Genomic DNA, 21282 nt, shown 5'->3' on the forward strand with positions numbered 1-21282 from the left:
GTCGCCGCGGCCGCCGTCGTCGTCAGTAACCTGGGGCGATGCTCAAGGAAGTGATCGCGACCCGTTTCATCGCGCCCCTGCGCGAGGGCGGTTCGCTGCCGGGCCTGGTCGAGGCCGACGACCTCGGCACGTACGTGCTGAAGTTCACCGGCGCGGGACAGGGCCGCAAGACACTCGTCGCCGAGGTGGTCTGCGGGGAACTCGCCCGCCGGCTGGGGCTGCGCGTGCCGCGCCTGGTCACCGTCGAACTCGACGCCGAGCTGGGGCTCGGCGAACCCGACGAGCAGGTGCAGAGCCTGCTCCGGTCCAGCGGCGGCACCAACCTCGGCATGGACTTCCTCTCCGGCGCGCTCGGCTTCGACCCGCTGGCGTTCCCGGTGAGCGCTCAGGAGGCCGGCCGGGTGGTCTGGTTCGACGCGCTGATCAACAACGTCGACCGGTCCTGGCGCAACCCCAACCTGCTGAGGTGGCGGGGCGAGCTGTGGCTCGTCGACCACGGCGCGACGATGATCTGGCACCACAACTGGCCCGGCGTGGAGGCCTCCGCCGCCCGCCCGTACGACGCCTCCGACCACGCGCTGGCGTCCTTCGCCCCCGATGTCGCCTCTGCCGCCGCCGAGTTGGCGCCCCTGGTCACCGAGGAACTCCTCGCCGACGTCACCGCGCAGATCCCGGACGTCTGGCTCACGGACGAACCCGGTTTCGCCGCGCCGGACGACCTGAGGCAGGCCTACGCGCGCTCGCTGCTCGCACGGGCCGCCGTCATCCACGACCGCATCCAGGGGCTCAAGTGAACGACCGGCACATCATCAGGGGCGGGCCGCGGGACCGCCACGTCTACGAGTACGCCGTCCTGCGCGTCGTCCCGCGCGTCGAACGCGGCGAGTGCGTCAACGCCGGGGTCCTCGTCTACTGCCGTGCCGAGGCGTACGTCGGTGCCCGCACCCACCTCGACGAGTCCCGCCTGCTGGCCCTGGACCCACGGGCCGACGTGGCCGGGGTCCGAGCCGCCCTGCGGGCCGTGGAGAGCCTGTGCGCGGGCGGTCCCGCGGCCGGACAGGCGGCATCCGACGACCCGGGCCGCCGTTTCCGCTGGCTCGTCGCCCCCCGCTCCGCGATCGTCCAGCCCGGCCCCGTGCACACCGGCCTGACCACGGACCCGGCAGCGGAGACCGAACGGTTGCTGGACCTGCTGGTGAGGTGACGGAGCCCCCCGGGCCGTCAGCGCCGGCGGCGCTTCACCACGTAACCGGCGGCCACGGCGGCACCCGCCGCGAAGGTCAGGCCGATGGCGACGTCCCAGTCGCTCGGTCCCGAGGCCACCGCACCCCCGAGTCCGCCTCGCACGCCCTGTGCCGGGGCGCCGGCGGGAGTGCCGGTGACGGGAGTGGAGGGACTGGCGGAAGGGCCGGCGGAGGGGCTGAGCGAGGTGGTGGGGGAGATGACACCGCGGCGGGCCAGTGCCTCACACGCGATGCCGTCGTCGGGGCCCTGGTCCTCGTCCAGTCTGTTGGGATCGCTCGGATCCGCGTCGAAAACGGCCTGCGCCTCCTCCTGGAAGGAGAAGTCGCGGCAGTCCAGGTCCTGCCGGGCGTGAGCGGGATGGGCCGGCGGCACGATCGCGGCGATCGCGAACAGCGTGCCGAGGGCACCGGTGCGACGGCGCATGGAGCGCCTCCCTTCCGGGCATGGGTGGCTCGCGCTCCGACGCTAGGGGCCTTGCTGCGCCGCGGCGCGCCGCCGTGGGCCGATCGGGTGTCCCGGACGCGCCGCCGGGCAGGGCGGAGCCGGGTGATGGATCACATGCCGCCCCCGGCCGTTGACACCGCGTGCCAGGGCTTCTAGCGTCACACCCACTGAAGGTACTAAGCGGTCGCTCACCTGAGGAGTAGCAGTCATGTCCACCACTGAGCAGCGGGTTGCCGTCGTGACCGGTGCCGCGCGCGGCATCGGTGCCGCCACCGCCGTACGACTGGCCGCCGAGGGCCGCGCGGTCGCCGTGCTCGACCTCGACGAGGCGGCCTGCAAGGACACCGTCGAGAAGATCACCGCCGCGGGCGGCAAGGCCCTCGCGGTCGGGTGCGACGTCTCGGACGAGGCGCAGGTCGAGGCGGCCGTCGCCCGGATCGCCGAGGAGCTCGGCGCGCCGACGATCCTGGTCAACAACGCGGGCGTGCTGCGCGACAACCTGCTGTTCAAGATGAGCGTCTCCGACTGGGACACCGTCATGAACGTGCACCTGCGCGGCGCCTTCCTGATGTCCAAGGCCTGCCAGAAGCACATGGTGGACGCGGGCTTCGGCCGGATCGTCAACCTGTCGTCGTCGTCCGCGCTCGGCAACCGCGGCCAGGTGAACTACTCGGCCGCCAAGGCGGGCCTGCAGGGCTTCACCAAGACCCTCGCCAAGGAACTCGGCAAGTTCGGCGTCACCGCCAACTCCGTCGCCCCCGGTTTCATCGCCACCGAGATGACCAAGGCCACCGCCGACCGTGTCGGCATGGGCTTCGAGGACTTCAAGGCCGCCGCCGCCACCCAGATCCCGGTGGCCCGGGTCGGCGAGCCGGAGGACATCGCCAACGCCATCGCCTTCTTCACCGGCGAGGCGGCCGGATTCGTCTCCGGCCAGGTGCTGTACGTGGCCGGCGGACCGCTCGACTAAGGGACGAAGAACATGACTTCCGTGGAACTCTCCGGCAAGGCCGCCCTCGTCACGGGCGCCAGCCGCGGTATCGGCTACGGCGTCGCCGAGGCCCTGGTCGCGCGCGGCGACCGCGTGTGCATCACCGGCCGCAACGAGGACGCCCTCAAGGAGGCCGTCGAGCGGCTCGGCGCCGACCGCGCGGTCTACGTGGCGGGCAAGGCGCACGACGAGGCCCACCAGGCCGTCGCCGTCGAGCGCACGATGGAGGCGTTCGGCCGCGTCGACTATCTGGTCAACAACGCGGGCACCAATCCGGTGTTCGGGCCGATCGCCGACCTCGACCTGAACGTCGCCCGCAAGGTCTTCGAGACCAACGTCGTCTCGGCGCTCGGCTTCGCCCAGCGGACCTGGCACGCCTGGCAGAAGGACAACGGCGGTGCGATCGTCAACATCGCCTCCGTCGCGGGCCTCTCGCCCTCGCCCTTCATCGGCGCGTACGGCGTCAGCAAGGCCGCGATGATCAACCTGACCGTGCAGCTCGCGCACGAGTTCGCGCCCAAGGTCCGGGTCAACGCGATCGCCCCGGCCGTCGTGAAGACCAAGTTCGCCCAGGCCCTGTACGAGGGCCGCGAGGAGGAGGCCGCCGCGGCCTACCCGCTGGGCCGGCTCGGTGTGCCCTCCGACATCGGGGGCGCGGCCGCGTTCCTCACCTCCGAGCAGTCCGACTGGGTCACCGGCCAGACGCTCGTCGTGGACGGCGGCATCTTCCTCAACGCCGGAACCGGCTGACGAGGACCACGTATGCGGATCGGCACGGGCGCCCGTTGACACGAACGGCGCCCGTGTCGGCGTAAAGGCAGAGCAAAGGGCGATGACAACGTCGTCAAAGGTTTATCGATCAAGAGGTCATGTACCGGGGAGGGTCAGCGGGCGCGGCACTGCGGTATGGTCTGCCGACCCTTGGTATGGCAGATCGAGGAGCGTGCGCGTGTTCAACCGGAACCGATGCCTGCGGCGGGTGGCGGCCATCGCGTCCATATCGGCCCTGCTCGCCGGATGCGGTGTGCTGTCGTCCGATACCCCGGAGGACGAAGGGCCGATCGTCGTGGGCACCACCAGTGCGCCCAGCACGCTCGACCCTGCCGCTTCGTGGGACAGCTCCTGGGAGCTGTTCCGCAACATCTACCAGACGCTCCTGAGCTATCCCACGGGCGCGAGCGAGCCCCAGCCGGACGCCGCCGAGCGTTGCGGCTTCAGCGACTCCTCGAACCAGGTCTACCGCTGCGAGCTGCGCGAGGGCCTGAAGTTCTCCAACGGCGACGCGCTCGACGCCCAGGCCGTGAAGCACTCGTTCGACCGGATCCGCAAGATCAACGTCAATGGTGGCCCGGCCGGACTGCTGGGCAGCCTCGAGCGGGTCCAGGCGCCCGGCGACCGTGAGGTGATCTTCCACCTCAACAAGCCCGACGCCACCTTCCCGTTCGTGCTCGCCACCCCCGCCATGTCGATCGTGTCCCCGCAGGCCTACCCCGAGGACAGCCTGCGCAAGGGCGGCGACGTGGTCGGGTCCGGGCCGTACACCCTCGACTCGTACGCCGACGGCAAGGAGGCCGTCCTCGTCCGCAACGACGCCTACAAGGGCTACGCGGAGCGCCGGAACGACGCCGTGACCGTCCGGTACTTCCAGGACTCCGGCGCCATGGTGAAGGCCCTGCGGGACGAGGAGATCGACGTGACCTACCGCGGTCTGGCCGCCGGTGACGTCGTCGAGCTCCAGAGCAAGTCCTCCAAGGACGAGGAGATCCAGCTCTTCGAGGGCACGGGCACCGACATCAACTACCTGGTGTTCAACCCGAAGGACCCCTGGGCGAACAGGAAGGCCGTGCGCCAGGCCATCGCGCAGGTCGTCGACCGGGCGGCGATCGCCCACAAGGTCTACAAGGACACCGTCGACCCGCTGTACTCCATGGTCCCCAAGGGCCTCACGGGCCACACCACGGGCTTCTTCGACGACTACGGCGACCCCGACGTCGCCAAGGCCCGCAAGATCCTCACCGAGGCCGGCATCGACCAGCGCGTCCCGCTCACCTTCTGGTACACGAGCGACCGCTACGGCTCCGAGACAGCCGGGGAGTTCAAGGAGCTGGAGCGCCAGCTCGAGGCCTCCGGCCTGTTCACGATCAGCCTGAAGAGCCGCCCCTGGAAGACGTACGTCGAGGGATACCAGAAGGGCGAGTACCCGGTGTTCGGGCGCGGCTGGTTCCCCGACTTCCCGGACGCCGAGAACTTCATCGCGCCGTTCGTCGGCGACCAGAACGCCCTCGGTACGCCCTACCCGGCCCCCGAGATCACCGGCGATCTGCTGCCCCGGTCGCGCCGGGAGAGCGACCGCGCGAACGTGGAGAAGGAGTTCGAGGAGGCCCAGCGGATCCTGGTGGACGACGCGCGGCTGCTGCCGCTGTGGCAGGGCCGGCAGTACGTGGCGGCCAGCCGGGACGTCTCGGGCGCGGAGCGGGCCATGGACCCGTCGACGATCATGATGATGTGGGAGCTGCACCGCAAGACCGCCTGGTAGGGGAGCGGGCAGCGGGCTTCCCCGGGCGCGTTGTCAGTGGTCGCCGGTAGGTTCTGTGGCCTGCAAGTGACCGCACATCGTGAGGACGTTGACGTGACCGACATCGCCATGCTGCCCGAGTCCTGGCGCGGGGTTCTGGGCGACGAGCTGCAGCAGCCCTGGTTCAAGGAGCTGACGGAGTTCGTCGAGGAGGAGCGGGCTAAGGGTCCCGTCTATCCGCCCCGTGAGGAGGTCTTCGCGGCGCTGGACGCCACGCCGTACGACGGGGTCAAGGTCCTGATCCTCGGTCAGGACCCGTACCACGGCGAGGGGCAGGGGCACGGACTGTGCTTCTCGGTCCGGCCGGGCGTGCGGGTCCCGCCGTCCCTGCGCAACATCTACAAGGAGATGCACCAGGAGCTGGGCACGCCGATCCCGGACAACGGCTATCTCATGCCGTGGGCCGAGCAGGGCGTGCTGCTGCTCAACGCGGTGCTCACGGTGCGCGGCGGCGAGGCCAACTCGCACAAGGGCCGGGGCTGGGAGAAGTTCACCGACGCCGTGATCCGGGCGGTGGCCGAGCGCCCCGACCCGGCGGTCTTCGTGCTGTGGGGCAACTACGCGCAGAAGAAGCTCCCGCTGATCGACGAGTCCCGGCATGTCGTGGTCAAGGGCGCGCACCCGTCGCCCCTGTCGGCCAAGAAGTTCTTCGGCTCCCGGCCCTTCACCCGGATCAACGAGGCCGTGGCGGCCCAGGGGCACACGCCGATCGACTGGACGATCCCGAACCTGGGCTGACGCCCGCCGGCCGTACGGCCGTGCCGCGACAGGTCCGGCGGTGTCCGGAGCCGCCTGAGCCGGATCGCCCCCGCCTGCGGTTAGCGTCGGCGGGAACAGCCGGCGAGTGCGCGGAGGGCGTCGTGGCGGAGCGACAGGAGCAGGCGGCGCCGGACGCCGTGCTGACGCGGATCGGGCAGGTCGTCATGCTGCACCACGCGGGGGACCGGGAGGAGGCCCGGCACCGGTTCCTCGGCCTGTGGGCGGAGATCGGTGAGCACGGCGACCCGCTGCACCGCTGCACCCTCGCCCACTACCTGGCCGACACCCAGGACGACCCGGCGGACGAACTGGCCTGGGACCTAAGGGCGTTGACGGCGGCCGAGGAGGCCAGGGAGGAAGCCCTCGCGGTGACCGCGGTGACCGCGATCTATCCCTCGCTGCACCTGGACCTGGCGGACGACTACCTCGGACTCGGTCACCGTGACGCCGCCCGCACGCACCTGCGGTGGGCCCGGGAAGCCGCCGCCGCCCTCACCCACGACCGCTACGGCGAGGGCGTGTGGGCCGCCATCGCACGGCTGGAGTCCCGGCTGGGAGAGGGCGGCTCGGGGACGTGGACGCCGCCACGGCAGCGGCCCTGACGCGACGGGTCAACGCCCGTACGTGTCGCGGCAGATCGTCGCCTCCGGGCTGTCCGCCCGCCATCCCCCGTAGCGCCTGCCCAGCGCGCACACGTCCGAGCTGTTCGGAACGCTCTTCCCGACGTCCTGCCGCACCGACGACGACACGTCGGGGAGGCCGGTGTGCGACCGCTGCGGGGGGCGCGCGGCGGGCTCGGGGCGTTCCGGACGGGCGGGGCGGGGGCGGACGTCATGGTGGCCGGGGAGCGACGTCCCGTGTGCCGGCGGGGCCGCCGCGGGCGCGGCCGGGCGGGACGCCGACGCGGCCGGCTCCGGGCGGTGGGACGCCTCTTCGATGAGCTGCAGGGCCTCACGGGCCGGCGCCTGCACGATCTGTGTCTCCGACTCACCCTCCGGCGCCGACGGCCGGGACGGTGCCGCCGAGGGCCCCGGTGCGGAGGGATGCGGGACCGTCGTACAGCCGGAGAGGGCCGAGACCGCCACGGTCAGCAGGAGCGTCGCTGTGGTCGTCGTTCGATGCACCCGCTCAACTCTGGTGCGTCCGGCCCGCGGTGGGGCCGTGGACAGACGCAGGATGCCCCGCACGGGTGATCTCGCTCCCCGTACGGAGGGCGCCGGCGTGACGGGGTGACGTCAGTCGCCGGTGGCGCCGTCGATGCGCTCGCGGATCAGGTCTGCGTGGCCGTTGTGCCGTGCGTACTCCTCGATCATGTGGGTGTAGAGCCACCGCAGGTTGTACCGCTCGCCGGTGCGCCGGTGCTTGCCCTCGGTGATGTCGTCCAGGCCGAAGCGGGCCGCGTTGCGCCGGGCCGTGTCGATCTCGGCCTGCCAGGTGGCGTACGCCTCCTGCCAGGTGTCCGCCGCGGTGAGATGGAACTCGCCGTCCACGTCCTCGTCGCTCCAGTAGATCGGCTGTGCGTCCTCGTCCGTCAGCACCCGGCGGAACCAGCTTCGCTCGACGTCCGCCATGTGCCGCACCAGCCCCATCAGGGACAGTTCGGAGGGGGCGGCGGCCGCGGACCGGAGCTGCTCGTCGCTCAGGCCCTCGCACTTCCAGGCGAGAGTCTGCCGGTGGAACTCCAGCCAGCCCTCCAGCATGGTGCGTTCGTCGGCTGTGGTGGGGGGCATGTTGCGTTCGTTCGTCATGACGGCATCCTTTCCGAACCGCTCCCGCCGCACCACAAGATTTTCAGTTCCCGAGCATCCCCTTCAGCAGTTCCCGCAGCCCGGCTCGTACCTCCTCCAGGCTCGGCACCCCGGCACCGAACGACCCCGCGACGCAGCTGAACAGCAGCCCGTCCGCCCAGGCGATCAGCGACAGGGTGTGCCGGGCCGGGTCCGTCGAGCCCATGCCGGTCACCAGCACGGTGAGCTGGTCCCGGAAGCGGGCGCCGGTGGCGTCGAAGTAGGCCCGCAGCTCGGGGCGGCGCGTCGCCTCCAGGGCCAGTTCGTAGCGGGCGAGCGTGAGTGCGCGGTTGCCCGTCAGGGCCCGGTGGGTCGCCAGGGCCAGCGCGTCCGCCAGGGGGCCGGCCCCGGCCCGGGGGTCCGGCATCTCGTGCAGCCCCAGCACTCGCGCCTCACGGTCGGCCAGACGCTGCACCGCTAGTTCCAGCAGGGCCTGCCGGGTCCGCGCGAGGTTGGAGGTGGAGCCCTGGGGGAGCCCGGCCGCCTCGTCGACGGCCCGGTGCGTGAGGCCGCGCATCCCGCGCTCGGCGAGCAGGGCGAGTGCGGTGTCGGCGACGAGGTCGGAGCGGGCGGGACCGGCGGTGCGTACGGACATGAGGCTCACGCTACCCGTCTGACTACACCTGTAGTAACGTCGACAGTGGCACTACAGGTGTAGTCGGATATCAGGAGGAGCCATGACACAACCGAGACGGGCCGTGGTGATCGGCGGCGGCATCGGAGGCCTGACCGCCGCCGTCGCCCTGCACCGGCGCGGCCTGCACGTCACCGTGCTGGAGCGCGCCCGCTCGCTGGAGCCGGTCGGCGCCGCCATCTCCCTGGCTCCCAACGCCCTGCGCGCACTGGACGTCATCGGCCTCGGCGACGAGATCCGCGGCCTCGCCGCCTGGTCGGGAGACGGGGGGTTGCGCACCCCGAGCGGGCGGTGGCTCTCCCGCTCCTCCGCCGAGCGGGCCGCCGAGCGCTTCGGCGGCCCGCTCGTGCTGCTGCACCGAGCCACCCTGATCGAGCGTCTCGCCGCCCTGCTCCCGGCGGACGCCGTCCGCACGGACGCCGCCGCGGCCCTCGCCGACAGCGGCGACCCCGGCCGGGCGGCCCGCGTCACGACCGCGGACGGCGAACTCGAAGCCGACCTGGTGGTCGGTGCCGACGGCGTCCGGTCCGCCGTGCGCGGGGCGCTCTTCCCCCGCCACCCGGGGGCCGTCTACTCCGGCTTCACCACCTGGCGGGTCGTGATCCCCGTCCCCGGAGCCCGGTTCGCCTCGCACGAGACCTGGGGCCGGGGTCGCATCTGGGGCACCCACCCGCTGAAGGACGGACGCGTCTACGCCTACGCCGCCGCCCTGACCCCGGCCGGCGGCCGGGCGCCCGACGACGAGAAGTCCGAGCTGCTGCGCCGCTTCGGCGACTGGCACGACCCGATCCCCGCCGTGCTCGCCGCCACCCGCCCCGAGGACGTCCTGCGCCACGACGTCCACCACATCGCCGAACCCCTGCCCGCCTACCACCACGGCCGGGTCGCCCTGCTCGGCGACGCCGCGCACGCCATGCCCCCGAGCCTCGGCCAGGGCGGCAACCAGGCGATCGAGGACGCGACCGTTCTCGCCCACCACTGCGACGACCTCGCCGCCTACACCGCCGCCCGGCTGCCGCGTACCACCGCCATCGCGCGCCAGGCCGTGAGGGTGGCCCGGCTCAGCCTCATCCGCAGCCGGGCCGGGGCCGCCCTGCGCGACACGGCCATGGCCGCACTGTCGAAGGCCGGGCCCGCCCTGTTCCTGCGCAGCTTCGACGGCATCGCGGACTGGGCGCCCCCGCAGCGGCCGTATGCTTCCGAGCACACCCCGGCAGGCAACCGTTAGAGGAGATCCACCCGTGAAGGTCGGCTGCATCGGACTCGGCGACATCGCGCAGAAGGCCTACCTTCCGGTCCTCGCCTTCCAGCCCGGGGTCGAACTGCACCTGCAGACCCGTACACCCGCCACGCTCGACCGGGTCGCCGAGGGCCTGCACATCCCGGCGCAGCAGCGGCACACCACCCTCGACTCCTTGCTCACGGCCGATCTCGACGCGGCCTTCGTGCACGCGCCCACGGTCGTGCACCCGGAGATCGTGACGCGGCTGCTGGAGGCGGGCGTACCGACATACGTCGACAAGCCGCTCGCCTACGCGCTCGACGACTCCACGCGCCTGGTGGCGCTCGCCGAGGAGCGGGACGTGAGCCTCGCCGTCGGCTTCAACCGGCGCTACGCCCCCGGCTACACGCAGTGCGCGGACCATCCGCGCGAGCTGATCCTGATGCAGAAGAACCGCATCGGGCTGCCGGAGGACCCCCGCTCGATGATCCTCGACGACTTCATCCACGTCGTCGACACCCTCCGGTTCCTGGTGCCCGGCGAGATCGACGACGTGACCGTGCGCGCCCGCGTGCGGGACGGGCTGCTGCACCACCTGGTGCTCCAGCTCGCCGGGGACGGCTTCACCGCGCTCGGCGTGATGAACCGGCTCAGCGGTTCCGCCGAGGAGATCCTGGAGGTGTCCGGGCAGGACACCAAACGGCAGGTCGTCAACCTCGCCGAGGTCGTCGACCACAAGGGCCAGCCGACCGTGCGGCGACGCGGCGACTGGGTGCCGGTGGCCCGGCAGCGCGGGATCGAGCAGGCGGTGCTCGCGTTCCTCGGCGCGGTCCGCGCGGGCAAGGTGCTCAGCGCCCGGGACGCGCTGGAGACCCATGACCTGTGCGAACGGGTGGTACGCGCGGTTCTGGAGCGGACCGCCTGAGCCTCAGGGTCCGCACGCCCTCGCCGGCGGCCCACAGGGCCAGGACCAGCATCGCCGCGTGCACCGTCCAGTCGCCGTAGCGGACGTAGGGCGTGGTGCCGTGCGCGAGGGGAATCTCGTAGACCCGCGCGGCGGAGGCGTCCGTACCGAGCCACGGTCCGACGCGCTGCCCGCCGGGGCCGTAGACGGCGGAGACGCCCGTCAGCGTCGAGTGCACCATGGGGCGGCCGGTCTCGGCGGACCGCAGCGCGGCGAGCGAAGCGTGCTGCTCGGGCGCCCAGCTGTGCTGGAACGTGGACGTCGACGACTGGCCGATCAGCACGTCGACGCCCTCCCGGGTGAGGTGGCGGGTCATGTCGGGGAAGGCGGTCTCGAAGCACACCAGCGGGCCGGCACGCAGATCGTCGCCGATGTTCATCACGATCGGCTGCGAGCCGCGCCTGCGGTCCTCACCCGCGGCCTTGCCGACGGAAGTGACCCAGCCGAGCAGGGAGCGGGCCGGGATGTACTCGCCGAAGGGCACGAGCCGCATCTTGTCGTAGCGCTCGCCGGTCAGGCCGTCGGGCCCCACCAGGACCGAACTCTTGTAGATGCCGGGTGTGTCGGAGCGCCGGGCGTCCACGTTGACCAGGATGTCGGCGCCCGTCGCGCGGGAGAGGTCCGCGAGCCGCCGGGCGAGGGCGGGCCGGTCCCCCAGGTCGAAGCCGACGCTGCTCTCGCCCCAGACGATCAGGTCGACGTCCTGACCGGCGAGCCGGCGGGTGAGCTGCTCCTCCCGCGCGAACCGGCTGTCCGGGCCGACGATGACGCCCGGCTGCACGACGGCGATCCTGACCTGACCGTCGACGGCGGGGCGGGGCGAGAACGCCCAGGCGGCGGAGGTGGCGGCGGCCGTGGCGACGAGAGCGGCCACGGCGGGCACCCGGGCCCGGCGGACCGCGACGAGGACGGCGACCGCGACGTTGACGGCCACGAGCAGGTAGCTGAGCAGCCACACCCCGCCGACCGAGGCGAGCCGCAGCGCGGGCTCGACCTGCCACTGAGTGCTGCCGAGCATCCCCCAGGGGCCGCCCAGCCCCTGCCAGGATCGGACCAGCTCGGCGGCCAGCCAGCCCGACGGCAGCACCAGGATCGCCACCGCGACCCGCCCCGTGGAGGGAAGGCCGCCCAGGAGACGGCGTACCAGCCAGCCCCACGGGGCCCACAGGGCGCCGAGGAGGGCGGCGAGGACGATCGTGAACACGTGCAGGCTCGGCAGGAGCCAGTGATGCATGGCCAGCATGAAGCCCAAGCCGCCGCACCAGCCGTCGTACGCGGCCCGCTTCCCGGTCGGCGCGGTGCGCAGCAGCAGGAGCCAGGGGACCAGCGCGACGTAGGCGCACCACCACAGGGACGGCGCGGGGAAGGCGAGGACGGGCAGGGCGCCCGCGACCGCCGCGGCGGCCGAGCGGCGCCAGGGGGAGGTGAGCCAGTGGCCGAGCGTCTTCATAGGCGCCTCCTACCCGCGGGTGCCTCCAGTGTGCGCCCCGCGGACGATCTAGGACACAGGACGCCGGGTCAGTTGACCACAGGTGCCGTCCTCGGGTCGGCAAGGCGCCGCCACTTCTCCCGCACGACCACCTCGCTCAGCCGCCAGCCCTCGCCCGTGCGCAGCACCGCGAAGGCGTACCGGCCGCCGCACACGAAGTCGGGAGCGGGCCCCGTGGTCGCCATGGGGTTGACATAGTCGGCCCGGACCTCGGCCGTGTCGCCGGTGTCCTGTTCCCGGATCCCGAAGCGCACCCGCCGGTTGACGATCAGATGCTGCCGCACCGGGAACAGCCGCAGGCTCTCCGCGAGCCAGACGGCCACCGCCCGGGCCTCTCCCTCGATGCCGCCGGCCGAGCGGTAGTCCGCCCGCCCCCGAGGGGCGAACAGTCCCCGGTACGCCTCCCAGTCACCGTCGTCGACCGCCACCGCGTAGTCGGTGATCAAATCGTCGACGGCCAGCCGGTCCCTCACGGTGGCGAGCTCCACGCGCTGCGTCATCGGCTCAGTGTTGGGTATGGCGGGGGCCGGACCAAGAGCCGTGCGTCAGTGATATTCGGTGGCCGCCGAGGGGCGTCGGGGCCCAGCCTGTCCTTCGTGAACGATCAGAACGAAACGCGATTCCGGGTGCGCGCCCGCCACACCGCGTCCACGATCACCGTCTACCAGGCCTACCGCCCCGAGATCGGCGGCCCCGCCGCCCGTCACGGCCGCTTCCCGGCCACCTGGAAGCGGGAGCGCATGACCTGGATCAAGCCGTCGTTCCTGTGGATGATGTACCGCTGCGGATGGGGCACCAAGGAGGGCCAGGAGACGGTCCTGGCGATCGAGATCGACCGCGAGGGTTTCCTCTGGGCGCTGCGCAACGCCTGCCTGTCCCACCACGTCCCCGCCCTGCACGGCGACCGGGCCTCCTGGAAGCGGCGGTTGAGGCAGGCGCCCGCGCGGGTGCAGTGGGATCCGGAGCGGGACCTGCACCTCAACCCGCTGCCGCACCGGTCGTTGCAGCTGGGGCTCGCGGGGGAGGCCGTCGCGCGGTACGCGGACGAGTGGATCGTCGGGATCGAGGACGTCACGCCGCTCGCCGCGGAGATCCACGGGCTGGTGCGGGCGGGTCGGCCGGAGTCGGCCGCGGGTTTGCTGCCCGAGGAGCGGCCGTACGACATCGACGACGAGGTGCTGGCACCTCTGCGGGCTTAGGGGGCGTGCGGATCGAGTTCCCGGGTCAGGCCGCCTTGACGACGCCGCCTCGGATCGCGGCCGCCCACTCGACGACGAGGAGCTCGTACTCCGCGCGCTCCTCTGCCGACAAAGTGCCGCCCGTGCGCTGCCAGAGCGCACGGATCTCGTCGTTGACCTCGGCAGCGGGCCGCACGGAACCAGGGGTCACGAAATCGGGGGACATGCGGACAAGCCTAGGGGCAGCCACTGACAGCCCGCTACCGGACGGCTACCCGATCGCTATGCGGTTGGTCACGGGATCCGGGCCACGGGCCCCCGGGTCAGCCCGCCGACTCGGCCGCGTGCGGGCTCAGGGCACCCATGCTGACCAGGACGATGATGACGATGCCGAGCGCGATGCGGTAGTAGACGAACGGCATGAAGCTCTTGGTCGAGATGAACTTCATGAACCATGCGATCACCGCGTACCCGACCCCGAAGGCGATGACCGTCGCGAAGATCGTCGGGCCCCACGAGACGTGGCCGCCCTCCGTGGCGTCCTTCAGCTCGAACACACCGGAGGCGAGCACCGCCGGGATGGCGAGCAGGAAGGAGTAGCGGGCCGCGGCCTCGCGCTTGTAACCCATGAACAGGCCGCCGCTGATGGTGGCGCCGGAGCGGGAGACGCCCGGGACGAGCGCCATGGCCTGGCAGATGCCGTAGATCAGGCCGTCCCGCACGCCCAGGTCCTCGAGGGCCTTGCGCTGCTTGGGCGCGCGGTGCTTGCCGCCGCTCTCGTCGCGGGCCGCGAGCCGGTCGGCGATGCCCAGGACGATGCCCATGCCGATCAGCATCGTCGCGGTGATCCGCAGATCGCGGAACGGTCCCTCGATCTGGTCCTTCAGCGTCACGCCGAGCACACCGATCGGGATCGAGCCGACGATGACCAGCCAGCCCATCCGGGCGTCGGGGTCGCTGCGCAGCGACTTGTCGGTGAGCGAGCGCGTCCACGCCGAGATGATCCGCCCGATGTCCTTGCGGAAGTAGATCAGCACGGCGGCTTCCGTGCCGATCTGCGTGATCGCCGTGAAGGCCGCACCCGGGTCCTCCCAGCCCGAGAAGGCCGCCGTCAGCCGCAGGTGGGCGCTGGAGGAGACGGGGAGGAACTCGGTCAGCCCCTGGACGAGTCCGAGGATGAGTGATTCGAACCAAGACATGAGGTAGCGGAGTCCAAGTGCCGATCGTGGGACGGACGACGGGCGCACCGGGCCGCCGTCGCGATGGGGGATCAGGTGTGCCGAGGGGGAAGCGTAGCGCCCCTGGAAGGCCGCCCGGACACAGGGGTTTGGAAGCCGCTCCCCACCAGCGGCGATCAGGCCGCGGTGGGTCCGGTCACCGTCCGGCCGGGCGCCTGGGGGCTGGCCGCGAGGTCCTCGCGGTGCACCTCGTCGCCGCAGGCCCGGCGGGTGACGGCCGGGGCGAGGGCCCGGTCGCGGGAGTGCTCCGGGACCATCGGGCGGTCGCGGTCCGTCCGGAGACGGCGGTCGCCCGACGTGCACGGCGCTGCCACCGCGCCGGGGCATCCGCTCGGCGCGAGCGGCACCCGGCCGAGCGGCACCCGGCTCACGACGACGCTGGTGCAGGCGATGCGGGAACGGGACGCCCGGCACGCGCTCCGGACCATGTGCGAGGCGGGCGGACTCCCCGACGCCATGGTGCTGGAACGGGTGTGAGCCGGGCAGGCGTGACGGAGCGTCAGAGGCGGCGCAGCTGGTGCCGCTTGCGCCAGGCCACCACCACGCCCGCCAGCGCGGGCAGGGCGATGCACGCCAGTGCTATCAGGAAGGCGGGAGAGGTCGGAGCGGAGGCGCGGGCGCCCGCGACGGCGTAGGCGGCGGTGTTCGGGATCGAACCGAGGCCCGTGGCCAGCAGGAACGGCAGCAGGCCCATGCGGGAGACGGAGGCGCAGTAGTTCGCGGCCCAGAACGGCACACCCGGGAACAGCCGCACCGCCAGCATCGAACGGAAGCCGTGCCGGCTGAGCTGGCCGTCGGCGGCCTTCAGCCAGCGCCCCCGCAACAGCGGCCGCAGGGCGTCCTGGCCCAGCGCCCGGCCCAGGCAGAAGGCGATCCCGGCCCCGAGGACCGTGCCCGACAGCGCCACGCCGAGGCCGAGCTGCGAACCGAACAGGGCGCCCGCCGCGAGGTTCAGCAGCGGCCTGGGCACGAACGCCACGGTGCACACGCCGTACGCCACCGCGAACACCGCGGCTGCTGCCGCACCGCCGAGCTGCGGGGGCCAGCCCTCCGTCAGCAGCCGCTGCGGCTCGAACAGCAGCACCCCGCACGCGCCCGCGGCGAGCAGTACGACGAGCAGGGACAGCCGCGACCAGGGAGAGAGCAGAACTCTCGAGCAGCGAGCGGCGAAACGGGTCGGTACGGCGGGCGAGACGGTCGTTGCCGGGGGAACGGCGACGGCGAGCTCCGCGGCGGTGGCCCGGGGAGTGGCCGTGGCGGTGCCCCCAGAGCGGGTGGTGGCATCGAGCATCCGGTGACACTAACCGACAAATGTGTGTGATCGCCGTATGGTTCGTCTCACGAGCGTCACAGGCAGCGGTGCGCAACCCCGTGCGCAGGCAACCGAAAACCATTCGACGTGCGGTGAAGCGTCGGCAAGGATCGACGACATGTTCCGGCACGCCTTCGCCCTCGCAGCATCCGTGGTCACGGATGCCCCGAAGGCTGCCGTCGCCGATCTCCCGGCCGTGACGGACGGCGCCCGAAGCTGACCCTCCCCGGTTCGTCCGGCGGACCCCGCAAGGGGAGGGTCGGGCAGTTCCTCGGGGTCCCACTTCTTTCTTCGCTGATCACGCTTCGAGGTACAGCCATGTCCAAAAAGGCCTACGTCCGTACGAAACCGCATCTCAACATTGGCACGATGGGTCATGTCGACCACGGCAAGACGACCCTGACGGCCGCCATCACCAAGGTCCTCGCCGACCGCGGCAGCGGCGCGTTCGTGCCGTTCGACCGGATCGACCGGGCGCCCGAGGAGGCGGCGCGCGGCATCACCATCAACATCGCGCACGTCGAGTACGAGACCGACACCCGGCACTACGCGCACGTCGACATGCCGGGCCACGCCGACTACGTCAAGAACATGGTCACCGGCGCCGCGCAGCTCGACGGGGCGATTCTCGTCGTCTCCGCGCTCGACGGGATCATGCCGCAGACCGCCGAACACGTGCTGCTCGCCCGGCAGGTGGGCGTCGACCACATCGTCGTCGCCCTCAACAAGGCCGACGCGGGGGACGAGGAGCTGACCGACCTGGTCGAGCTGGAGGTCCGCGACCTGCTCACCGCGCACGGCTACGGCGGTGACTCCGTACCCGTCGTACGCGTGTCGGGTCTGAAGGCGCTGGAGGGGGACCCGCGCTGGACGGCGTCGGTCGAGGCGCTGCTCGACGCGGTGGACACGTATGTACCGATGCCGGAGCGGTATCTGGACGCGCCGTTCCTGCTGCCGGTGGAGAACGTGCTGACCATCACCGGGCGGGGCACCGTGGTGACCGGGGCGGTCGAGCGGGGTGTGGTGCGCGTAGGCGACCGGGTCGAGGTGCTCGGGGCGTCCGTCGAGACGGTGGTCACGGGGCTGGAGACCTTCGGGAAGCGCATGGAGGAGGCGCAGGCCGGGGACAACGTGGCGTTGCTGCTGCGGGGAGTTCCCCGCGACGCCGTCCGGCGGGGGCATGTCGTCGCCGCGCCGGGCAGTGTCGTGCCGAGTCGCCGCTTCACGGCGCAGGTGTATGTGCTGTCCGCGCGTGAGGGCGGGCGTACGACGCCGGTTTCCAGTGGGTACCGGCCGCAGTTCTACATCCGTACGGCGGATGTGGTCGGGAACGTCGACCTGGGGGAGGTCGCCGTGGTCCGGCCCGGTGACACGGTTGTCATGACGGTGGAACTGGGGCGGGACGTGCCACTGGAGGCGGGGCTCGGGTTCGCCATGCGTGAGGGCGGGCGGACCGTGGGGGCGGGGGCCGTGACCGCGGTGGGCTGAGGTCGTGGGGAGCTGTGGGACCGTCGTGGCTGGTCGCGCAGTTCCCCGCGCCGCTCAGGGGCGTGCCGCACAGGCACAATGGGCAGGTGAACGAGCCAGTACCAGTCGCCCGGTCCGTCGACCACGGGTTTGCCAAGCTGATGCCCGACATCGACCGGGAACGGGCCTGGCTGCTGACCGTGGACGGGGCGCCGCAGTCGTACGTCGATCTGGACGATCCCGCGCACCTGGAGTTCGAGTACACGCGGCGGCTCGGCCATGTGCTGGATGTCGTGGCCGAGCCGGGGCGGGCGTTGGACGTGGTGCATCTCGGGGGCGGGGCGCTCACGTTGCCCCGGTACGTGGCCGTGACCCGGCCGGATTCGCGGCAGGACGTCGTCGAGGCCGACCGGGGGCTGCTGGAGCTGGTGTCCGGGCATCTGCCGCTTCCGCGGGGCGCGGACATCGCCCTGCACGCGGCGGATGCCCGGGCCTGGCTGGAGAAGGCTCCCGCTGCCTCGGCGGACGTTCTCCTCGCGGACGTCTTCAGCGGGTCGCGGGTGCCGGCACACCTCACCTCCGTCGCCTACGTCCGTGAGGCCGCGCGGGTGCTGCGGAGACGTGGGGTCTACCTCGCCAATCTCCCCGACGCCGCGCCCTTCTCCTTCCTGCGGTCACAACTCGCCACCCTGGCCACCGCCTTCGAGGAGCTCGTGCTGATCGCCGAGCCGGGTGTGCTGCGGGGGCGGCGGTTCGGGAACGCCGTGCTCGTCGCCGGGCATCAGGCGATCGACGTCGCCGCCCTGACCCGGCTCACCGCCGCCGACGCCTTCCCGGCCCGGGTCGAACACGGCTCCGCGCTGGGGGAGTTCATCGGGGAGGCGCGGGCGGTGCGGGACGCGGACGCCGTGCCGTCACCCGAACCCCCCGACGGGGCGTTCGGCATCGGCTGACGCGTGCTCGGCGCCGCCACGGGCCACCGGCGTGGTCCGGCGGCGCAGGTTGCGGCGTCCGGCACGCACAGCACGGCCGCCGTGACCAGGACGACGAGGCCCGAGCAGTCCCACAGGGCGACCGGGAGAGGCAGTTCCGGACGTTCGCCGCGACCATCACATGGTGCCGGGGCAGTCTCCGCGGGGGTTCCGGGAGGAGGCGGTCGGGGACGTCACCGGGTGACTGTCCCCGCGCGGGGCCCGTGTGGCCGAGCGGTTTTGCGCGGCGTTGCGACGCACCGCTAAATTGATCTTGCTCTTGTCGTGTCATGTCCGCGACTTAGTCGCCACCCCCAGGACCGACACGGTTCCCAAGGAAGGAAATCAATGCGGAAGCGTTCTGCGACGCTGCTGGCCACGGCGGCCCTCATCGGTGCCGCGCTGCCCCTCATGGGCGCGGGCCCCGCCTCGGCCGGCGCCTTCAAGTGCCAGCCGACGTCCCACGACTACGTGGTCGTCAAGGAGAAGACCGCGGTCCACTCCAGCTTCTCGGCGAACGCCAAGGTGGTCGACTACGTCTACAAGAACAACAAGGTGCACGCCTACTGGGACTGCACCAACTCCTCCGGCAACCCCTGGGTCTGCATCGGCAGCTGCCGTGTCGACGAGGACTCCATCACGGGGCGCTGGGTCTACCGCGGGTACCTGAAGGGCTGACGCCCCCGCCGTTGCTCCGGTGAGCCGGGCCCGCCCCCTGTCGCAGGGAGCGGGCCCGTTCCGTTTCCGGGTCAGCCGCCGGTCGGCTCGCCGTGCAGCCGGACCGTGCTGAGGATCTTCATGACGGTCTTCTCGGGCACCTCGCCCTTGACGCCCTTGGCGCCGAAGAAGCTCCACGCGACGAAGTCGCCCGCGGAGTTCTTGAAGCCGAACGTGACCGCCTTGCCGTCGCTCGCGCACTTGCCCTTGTCGGGTGTGTCCTCCGAGTGCGCCCAGGCGATGCTGCCCTTCACGCCCGAGGCGGTGGTGTAGGGCTTGGCCTTGTCGTCGGTCTTGACGCTCTTCTTGTCCGGCTGCGTGTAACCGCCATACACCCACCAGGCCACCTGGTTGACCGCGACCTCGTCCGTGTCCTTGGCGCCGTCGGCACCCTTGGTGCCCGCCCCGGCCAGGGACTCCGTCTCGCTCCTGCCGTCCTTGTTGTCGTCGCTCGTGCACCACTTGGACTTGTAGAACGCCGGAGCCGACATCGTGATCAGCGGCTTGCCGTCGTCGGACTTCTCGTCCTCGAAGAAGACGGACGAGGTCGGGGACGCCACCTCCCAGTCCGCCGGGACGTCGAAGGCCGTGCCCCACTTGGGGTTGATGACGACCTTCCAGCCCTTGACCGTGGGCTGCGCCTCCTCGCCGCCGCGGGGGTTGTCGCCCGTGGCGGGGGCGCTCGGCTCCTCGGCCGACGGGCTCGAAGACGTCGTGCCCTTCTTGCCGTTCTTGCCGCCGTCCGCCGTGTCGTCCTTGTCGCCGCCCAGCACCAGGAAGCCGGTGACACCGGCCGCCACGACCACCGCCGTGGCGGCGATGATCGCGACCAGCTTCGTCCTGTTGCCGCCGCCACCGCCCTGCGGAGGCTGCGGTGCGCCGGCCGGCGCCGGGGTGCCCCACTGCGGCTGCTGCCCGTAAGGGCTGGGCTGCTGCTGGTACCCCGGCTGCTGGTACGGATTCGGCTGCTGGTACCCCGGCTGCTGGTACGGATTGTTCGCTTGCGGGTTCTGCTCGCCCCCGGGCGGCTGCTGTCCTGGCCACATGGGCAGTCACCCTAGCCGCGCTCCGGACACGATTCGGTCACTGCCCGTGGACGAAGACGCGGCAACCCGGGGACAGGGCGGTGCGGAAGTCGTACGGACCGGTGCGGCGGTCGTCACACGCCCTGGTCAGCCGTCTCTACTCGTGAGTAACATTTGGCCATGAGCGCAGACCAGATGTCCATCGGCGAGATGCTCGCCGCCACGGTGCCCATGGCCCGGACCCTGAACCTCGAGTTCCTCGAGACCTCGCCGGAGCGGGCGGTGGTGTCGCTGCCGGACCAGGGCGAGTACCACAATCACGTGGGCGGCCCGCACGCCGGCGCCATGTTCACGCTCGGCGAGTCCGCGAGCGGGGCGATCGTGCTGGCCGCGTTCGGGGACCAGCTCTCCCGCGCCGTGCCGCTCGCGGTCAGCGCCGAGATCACCTACAAGAAGCTGGCGATGGGCGCCGTCACCGCGACGGCCACCCTCGGCCGTCCGGCCGCCGAGGTCGTCGCCCAGCTGGATGCAGGTGAGCGCCCCGAGTTCCCGGTGGCCATCGCCATCCAGCGGGCCGACGGTGCCGTGACCGGCGAGATGACGGTGGTGTGGACCCTGCGGCCCAACAGCTGACCGGGTTACCTGGGCAGTAGCCGCTCCCTGGCTCATCAGAAGAGCCGTCAGGGAGCGGCCAGGGAGATCTTTTAGGAGCCGCCCTCGAACCAAGCGTCCATCGCCGCGCGCCCCCGCCCGTCCGCCTCGGGCATCATGTGGGCATAGATCTTCAGCGTGATGGACGGGTCCGAGTGACCCAGCCACTTGGACACCGACACCACCGACTCGCGGGCGTCAAGCTGCACCGAGGCGAAGGTGTGGCGCAAAGCGTGGAAGCCATCCTCTGGCGCCGCCGCATGCTTGGTGTTCGGGCGGGCACGGCGTGCTCCCTCTTCGGTTTTGCGCTGCGGCCGGGGCGGCGGAGGCGGGATCACTCCGGCCGCCACCAAGGCTCGCTTCCACGGGCCTTTGCCCCGCACCGCCCGCACAAGGAGCCCGCCGTGAACGACGCCCCGTCGCCCCGTTGCGTGATCTGCCCACGCCAGCTGCTCGACCACGAGACCGGCCGGTACATCTGCCTGTCCTGTGAGCACCGCATCGACCAGGATCTGAGGAAGTTGGCCGGACCCGCAGGCCTCTACGCCCGGCTCTGCCTGCGCATCCAGCCCGGGCGCGGCGGCAGCGACGGGCCCGTCGTCAGCGGCAGCAG

The 21282-nt window shown here is 71.8% G+C and carries 26 protein-coding genes and 1 pseudogene; 15 read left to right on the forward strand and 12 right to left on the reverse strand.

Annotated features, from left to right (window positions below):
• Positions 1 to 38: 38 nt before the first annotated feature.
• Together IO24_RS0135620 and IO24_RS0135625 are read left to right on the forward strand one after the other, a co-directional pair.
• A complete protein-coding gene (locus tag IO24_RS0135620) occupies positions 39 to 794 on the forward strand; it encodes a HipA family kinase (protein WP_031143256.1) in 756 nt (251 codons plus the stop codon).
• Positions 791 to 1204 (forward strand): DUF3037 domain-containing protein, encoded by a 414-nt coding sequence (locus IO24_RS0135625; protein WP_031143258.1) that lies wholly within the window; start codon positions 791 to 793, stop codon positions 1202 to 1204. Before IO24_RS0135620 ends, IO24_RS0135625 begins: the two co-directional genes overlap by 4 nt.
• Before the next feature lie 17 nt (positions 1205 to 1221).
• On the opposite strand, the gene IO24_RS0135630 is transcribed toward IO24_RS0135625, so the two are convergent.
• Positions 1222 to 1668, reverse strand: coding sequence for an excalibur calcium-binding protein (locus IO24_RS0135630; protein WP_031143259.1), 447 nt, complete (start codon positions 1666 to 1668; stop codon positions 1222 to 1224).
• 229 nt (positions 1669 to 1897) lie between these two features.
• Between IO24_RS0135630 and fabG the strand changes: the two genes are divergently transcribed.
• The 5 genes from fabG (at position 1898) to IO24_RS0135655 (ending at position 6616) form a co-directional block, all read left to right on the forward strand.
• Positions 1898 to 2659 carry a 3-oxoacyl-ACP reductase FabG gene (fabG, locus tag IO24_RS0135635; protein WP_031143260.1) on the forward strand — a complete coding sequence of 254 codons (762 nt, stop codon included), beginning with the start codon at positions 1898 to 1900 and terminating at the stop codon, positions 2657 to 2659.
• A 12-nt stretch (positions 2660 to 2671) separates the two neighbouring features.
• A complete protein-coding gene (locus IO24_RS0135640) occupies positions 2672 to 3430 on the forward strand; it encodes an SDR family oxidoreductase (protein WP_031143261.1) in 759 nt (252 codons plus the stop codon).
• Between the two features lie 199 nt (positions 3431 to 3629).
• On the forward strand, positions 3630 to 5216 hold the full coding sequence (locus IO24_RS0135645; RefSeq protein ID WP_031143262.1) for an ABC transporter substrate-binding protein: 1587 nt from the start codon (positions 3630 to 3632) through the stop codon (positions 5214 to 5216).
• 93 nt (positions 5217 to 5309) lie between these two features.
• The gene (locus IO24_RS0135650; RefSeq protein ID WP_031143263.1) at positions 5310 to 5993 is read left to right on the forward strand and encodes a uracil-DNA glycosylase; all 684 of its coding nucleotides are present in this window, start codon (positions 5310 to 5312) and stop codon (positions 5991 to 5993) included.
• 122 nt (positions 5994 to 6115) lie between these two features.
• Complete coding sequence (locus tag IO24_RS0135655; RefSeq protein ID WP_031143264.1) at positions 6116 to 6616, forward strand: hypothetical protein; 501 nt, start codon at positions 6116 to 6118, stop codon at positions 6614 to 6616.
• 9 nt (positions 6617 to 6625) lie between these two features.
• Here IO24_RS0135655 and IO24_RS0135660 read toward each other — a convergent pair whose 3' ends face one another.
• From IO24_RS0135660 to IO24_RS0135670, 3 genes are all read right to left on the reverse strand, one after another.
• Entirely contained in the window at positions 6626 to 7138 is a 513-nt protein-coding gene (locus IO24_RS0135660) for a hypothetical protein (protein ID WP_031143265.1), read from the reverse strand.
• 111 nt (positions 7139 to 7249) lie between these two features.
• A complete protein-coding gene (locus tag IO24_RS0135665; RefSeq protein ID WP_031143266.1) occupies positions 7250 to 7762 on the reverse strand; it encodes a DinB family protein in 513 nt (170 codons plus the stop codon).
• 43 nt (positions 7763 to 7805) lie between these two features.
• A complete protein-coding gene (locus IO24_RS0135670) occupies positions 7806 to 8396 on the reverse strand; it encodes a TetR/AcrR family transcriptional regulator (RefSeq protein ID WP_031143268.1) in 591 nt (196 codons plus the stop codon).
• Between the two features lie 82 nt (positions 8397 to 8478).
• On the opposite strand from IO24_RS0135670, the gene IO24_RS0135675 reads away from it, so the two are divergent.
• Positions 8479 to 9663 carry an FAD-dependent monooxygenase gene (locus IO24_RS0135675; protein ID WP_031143270.1) on the forward strand — a complete coding sequence of 395 codons (1185 nt, stop codon included), beginning with the start codon at positions 8479 to 8481 and terminating at the stop codon, positions 9661 to 9663.
• 13 nt (positions 9664 to 9676) lie between these two features.
• Positions 9677 to 10582 carry a Gfo/Idh/MocA family protein gene (locus tag IO24_RS0135680; protein ID WP_031143272.1) on the forward strand — a complete coding sequence of 302 codons (906 nt, stop codon included), beginning with the start codon at positions 9677 to 9679 and terminating at the stop codon, positions 10580 to 10582.
• Here the strand turns inward: IO24_RS0135680 and lnt are convergent.
• Positions 10506 to 12071 carry an apolipoprotein N-acyltransferase gene (gene lnt / locus IO24_RS0135685; protein WP_031143274.1) on the reverse strand — a complete coding sequence of 522 codons (1566 nt, stop codon included), beginning with the start codon at positions 12069 to 12071 and terminating at the stop codon, positions 10506 to 10508. The genes IO24_RS0135680 and lnt overlap by 77 nt on opposite strands.
• Positions 12072 to 12139: 68 nt before the next feature.
• A complete protein-coding gene (locus tag IO24_RS0135690) occupies positions 12140 to 12610 on the reverse strand; it encodes a nuclear transport factor 2 family protein (RefSeq protein ID WP_031143276.1) in 471 nt (156 codons plus the stop codon).
• A gap of 96 nt (positions 12611 to 12706) precedes the next feature.
• Here IO24_RS0135690 and IO24_RS0135695 point away from each other — a divergent pair, with 96 nt between their 5' ends.
• Positions 12707 to 13309 carry a DUF4291 domain-containing protein gene (locus IO24_RS0135695; protein ID WP_031143278.1) on the forward strand — a complete coding sequence of 201 codons (603 nt, stop codon included), beginning with the start codon at positions 12707 to 12709 and terminating at the stop codon, positions 13307 to 13309.
• Positions 13310 to 13334: 25 nt separating this feature from the next.
• On the opposite strand, the gene IO24_RS43750 is transcribed toward IO24_RS0135695, so the two are convergent.
• The 3 genes from IO24_RS43750 to IO24_RS45825 form a co-directional block, all read right to left on the reverse strand.
• A complete protein-coding gene (locus IO24_RS43750) occupies positions 13335 to 13514 on the reverse strand; it encodes a hypothetical protein (RefSeq protein WP_031143280.1) in 180 nt (59 codons plus the stop codon).
• Between the two features lie 97 nt (positions 13515 to 13611).
• A complete protein-coding gene (locus IO24_RS0135705) occupies positions 13612 to 14487 on the reverse strand; it encodes an undecaprenyl-diphosphate phosphatase (RefSeq protein WP_031143282.1) in 876 nt (291 codons plus the stop codon).
• Positions 14488 to 14642: 155 nt separating this feature from the next.
• Complete coding sequence (locus IO24_RS45825) at positions 14643 to 14783, reverse strand: hypothetical protein (RefSeq protein ID WP_167551651.1); 141 nt, start codon at positions 14781 to 14783, stop codon at positions 14643 to 14645.
• Between the two features lie 37 nt (positions 14784 to 14820).
• Here IO24_RS45825 and IO24_RS0135715 point away from each other — a divergent pair.
• A pseudogene (locus IO24_RS0135715) lies at positions 14821 to 15003 on the forward strand (steroid 3-ketoacyl-CoA thiolase); the annotation flags it as partial.
• Positions 15004 to 15025: 22 nt separating this feature from the next.
• On the opposite strand, the gene IO24_RS0135720 reads toward IO24_RS0135715, so the two are convergent.
• Positions 15026 to 15817: a TVP38/TMEM64 family protein gene (locus IO24_RS0135720; RefSeq protein WP_031143289.1), complete on the reverse strand. Its 792-nt coding sequence runs from the start codon at positions 15815 to 15817 to the stop codon at positions 15026 to 15028.
• A gap of 339 nt (positions 15818 to 16156) precedes the next feature.
• Here IO24_RS0135720 and tuf point away from each other — a divergent pair, with 339 nt between their 5' ends.
• The 3 genes from tuf (at position 16157) to IO24_RS0135740 (ending at position 18954) form a co-directional block, all read left to right on the forward strand.
• The gene (gene tuf, locus IO24_RS0135730) at positions 16157 to 17326 is read left to right on the forward strand and encodes an elongation factor Tu (protein ID WP_031143293.1); all 1170 of its coding nucleotides are present in this window, start codon (positions 16157 to 16159) and stop codon (positions 17324 to 17326) included.
• Between the two features lie 86 nt (positions 17327 to 17412).
• Positions 17413 to 18258, forward strand: a complete 846-nt coding sequence (locus IO24_RS0135735) for a spermidine synthase (protein ID WP_031143295.1) — start codon at positions 17413 to 17415, stop codon at positions 18256 to 18258.
• 366 nt (positions 18259 to 18624) lie between these two features.
• Positions 18625 to 18954: a phospholipase D-like domain-containing protein gene (locus IO24_RS0135740; RefSeq protein ID WP_031143297.1), complete on the forward strand. Its 330-nt coding sequence runs from the start codon at positions 18625 to 18627 to the stop codon at positions 18952 to 18954.
• 71 nt (positions 18955 to 19025) lie between these two features.
• Here the strand turns inward: IO24_RS0135740 and IO24_RS0135745 are convergent, their stop codons facing one another.
• On the reverse strand, positions 19026 to 20039 hold the full coding sequence (locus IO24_RS0135745; protein WP_031143299.1) for a DUF8017 domain-containing protein: 1014 nt from the start codon (positions 20037 to 20039) through the stop codon (positions 19026 to 19028).
• Positions 20040 to 20198: 159 nt separating this feature from the next.
• Between IO24_RS0135745 and IO24_RS0135750 the strand changes: the two genes are divergently transcribed.
• Positions 20199 to 20651 (forward strand): DUF4442 domain-containing protein, encoded by a 453-nt coding sequence (locus IO24_RS0135750; protein WP_234335354.1) that lies wholly within the window; start codon positions 20199 to 20201, stop codon positions 20649 to 20651.
• 71 nt (positions 20652 to 20722) lie between these two features.
• Here IO24_RS0135750 and IO24_RS45345 read toward each other — a convergent pair whose 3' ends face one another.
• The gene (locus tag IO24_RS45345) at positions 20723 to 20878 is read right to left on the reverse strand and encodes a hypothetical protein (protein ID WP_157851314.1); all 156 of its coding nucleotides are present in this window, start codon (positions 20876 to 20878) and stop codon (positions 20723 to 20725) included.
• Positions 20879 to 21282 lie beyond the last annotated feature (404 nt).

The sequence above is a fragment of the Streptomyces flavovariabilis genome (genome assembly GCF_000725785.1).
Lineage (GTDB): Bacteria > Actinomycetota > Actinomycetes > Streptomycetales > Streptomycetaceae > Streptomyces > Streptomyces hawaiiensis.

Coding starts and splice junctions, on each gene's coding strand:
- IO24_RS0135620 (WP_031143256.1), top strand. CDS start 39: ATGCTCAAGGAAGTGATCGCGACCCGTTTCATCGCGCCCCTGCGCGAG.
- IO24_RS0135630 (WP_031143259.1), bottom strand. CDS start 1,668: ATGCGCCGTCGCACCGGTGCCCTCGGCACGCTGTTCGCGATCGCCGCG.
- fabG (WP_031143260.1), top strand. CDS start 1,898: ATGTCCACCACTGAGCAGCGGGTTGCCGTCGTGACCGGTGCCGCGCGC.
- IO24_RS0135640 (WP_031143261.1), top strand. CDS start 2,672: ATGACTTCCGTGGAACTCTCCGGCAAGGCCGCCCTCGTCACGGGCGCC.
- IO24_RS0135665 (WP_031143266.1), bottom strand. CDS start 7,762: ATGACGAACGAACGCAACATGCCCCCCACCACAGCCGACGAACGCACC.
- IO24_RS0135670 (WP_031143268.1), bottom strand. CDS start 8,396: ATGTCCGTACGCACCGCCGGTCCCGCCCGCTCCGACCTCGTCGCCGAC.
- IO24_RS0135675 (WP_031143270.1), top strand. CDS start 8,479: ATGACACAACCGAGACGGGCCGTGGTGATCGGCGGCGGCATCGGAGGC.
- lnt (WP_031143274.1), bottom strand. CDS start 12,071: ATGAAGACGCTCGGCCACTGGCTCACCTCCCCCTGGCGCCGCTCGGCC.
- IO24_RS0135690 (WP_031143276.1), bottom strand. CDS start 12,610: ATGACGCAGCGCGTGGAGCTCGCCACCGTGAGGGACCGGCTGGCCGTC.
- IO24_RS43750 (WP_031143280.1), bottom strand. CDS start 13,514: ATGTCCCCCGATTTCGTGACCCCTGGTTCCGTGCGGCCCGCTGCCGAG.
- IO24_RS0135705 (WP_031143282.1), bottom strand. CDS start 14,487: ATGTCTTGGTTCGAATCACTCATCCTCGGACTCGTCCAGGGGCTGACC.
- IO24_RS45825 (WP_167551651.1), bottom strand. CDS start 14,783: ATGGTCCCGGAGCACTCCCGCGACCGGGCCCTCGCCCCGGCCGTCACC.
- IO24_RS0135720 (WP_031143289.1), bottom strand. CDS start 15,817: ATGCTCGATGCCACCACCCGCTCTGGGGGCACCGCCACGGCCACTCCC.
- tuf (WP_031143293.1), top strand. CDS start 16,157: ATGTCCAAAAAGGCCTACGTCCGTACGAAACCGCATCTCAACATTGGC.
- IO24_RS0135740 (WP_031143297.1), top strand. CDS start 18,625: ATGCGGAAGCGTTCTGCGACGCTGCTGGCCACGGCGGCCCTCATCGGT.
- IO24_RS0135745 (WP_031143299.1), bottom strand. CDS start 20,039: ATGTGGCCAGGACAGCAGCCGCCCGGGGGCGAGCAGAACCCGCAAGCG.
- IO24_RS0135750 (WP_234335354.1), top strand. CDS start 20,199: ATGAGCGCAGACCAGATGTCCATCGGCGAGATGCTCGCCGCCACGGTG.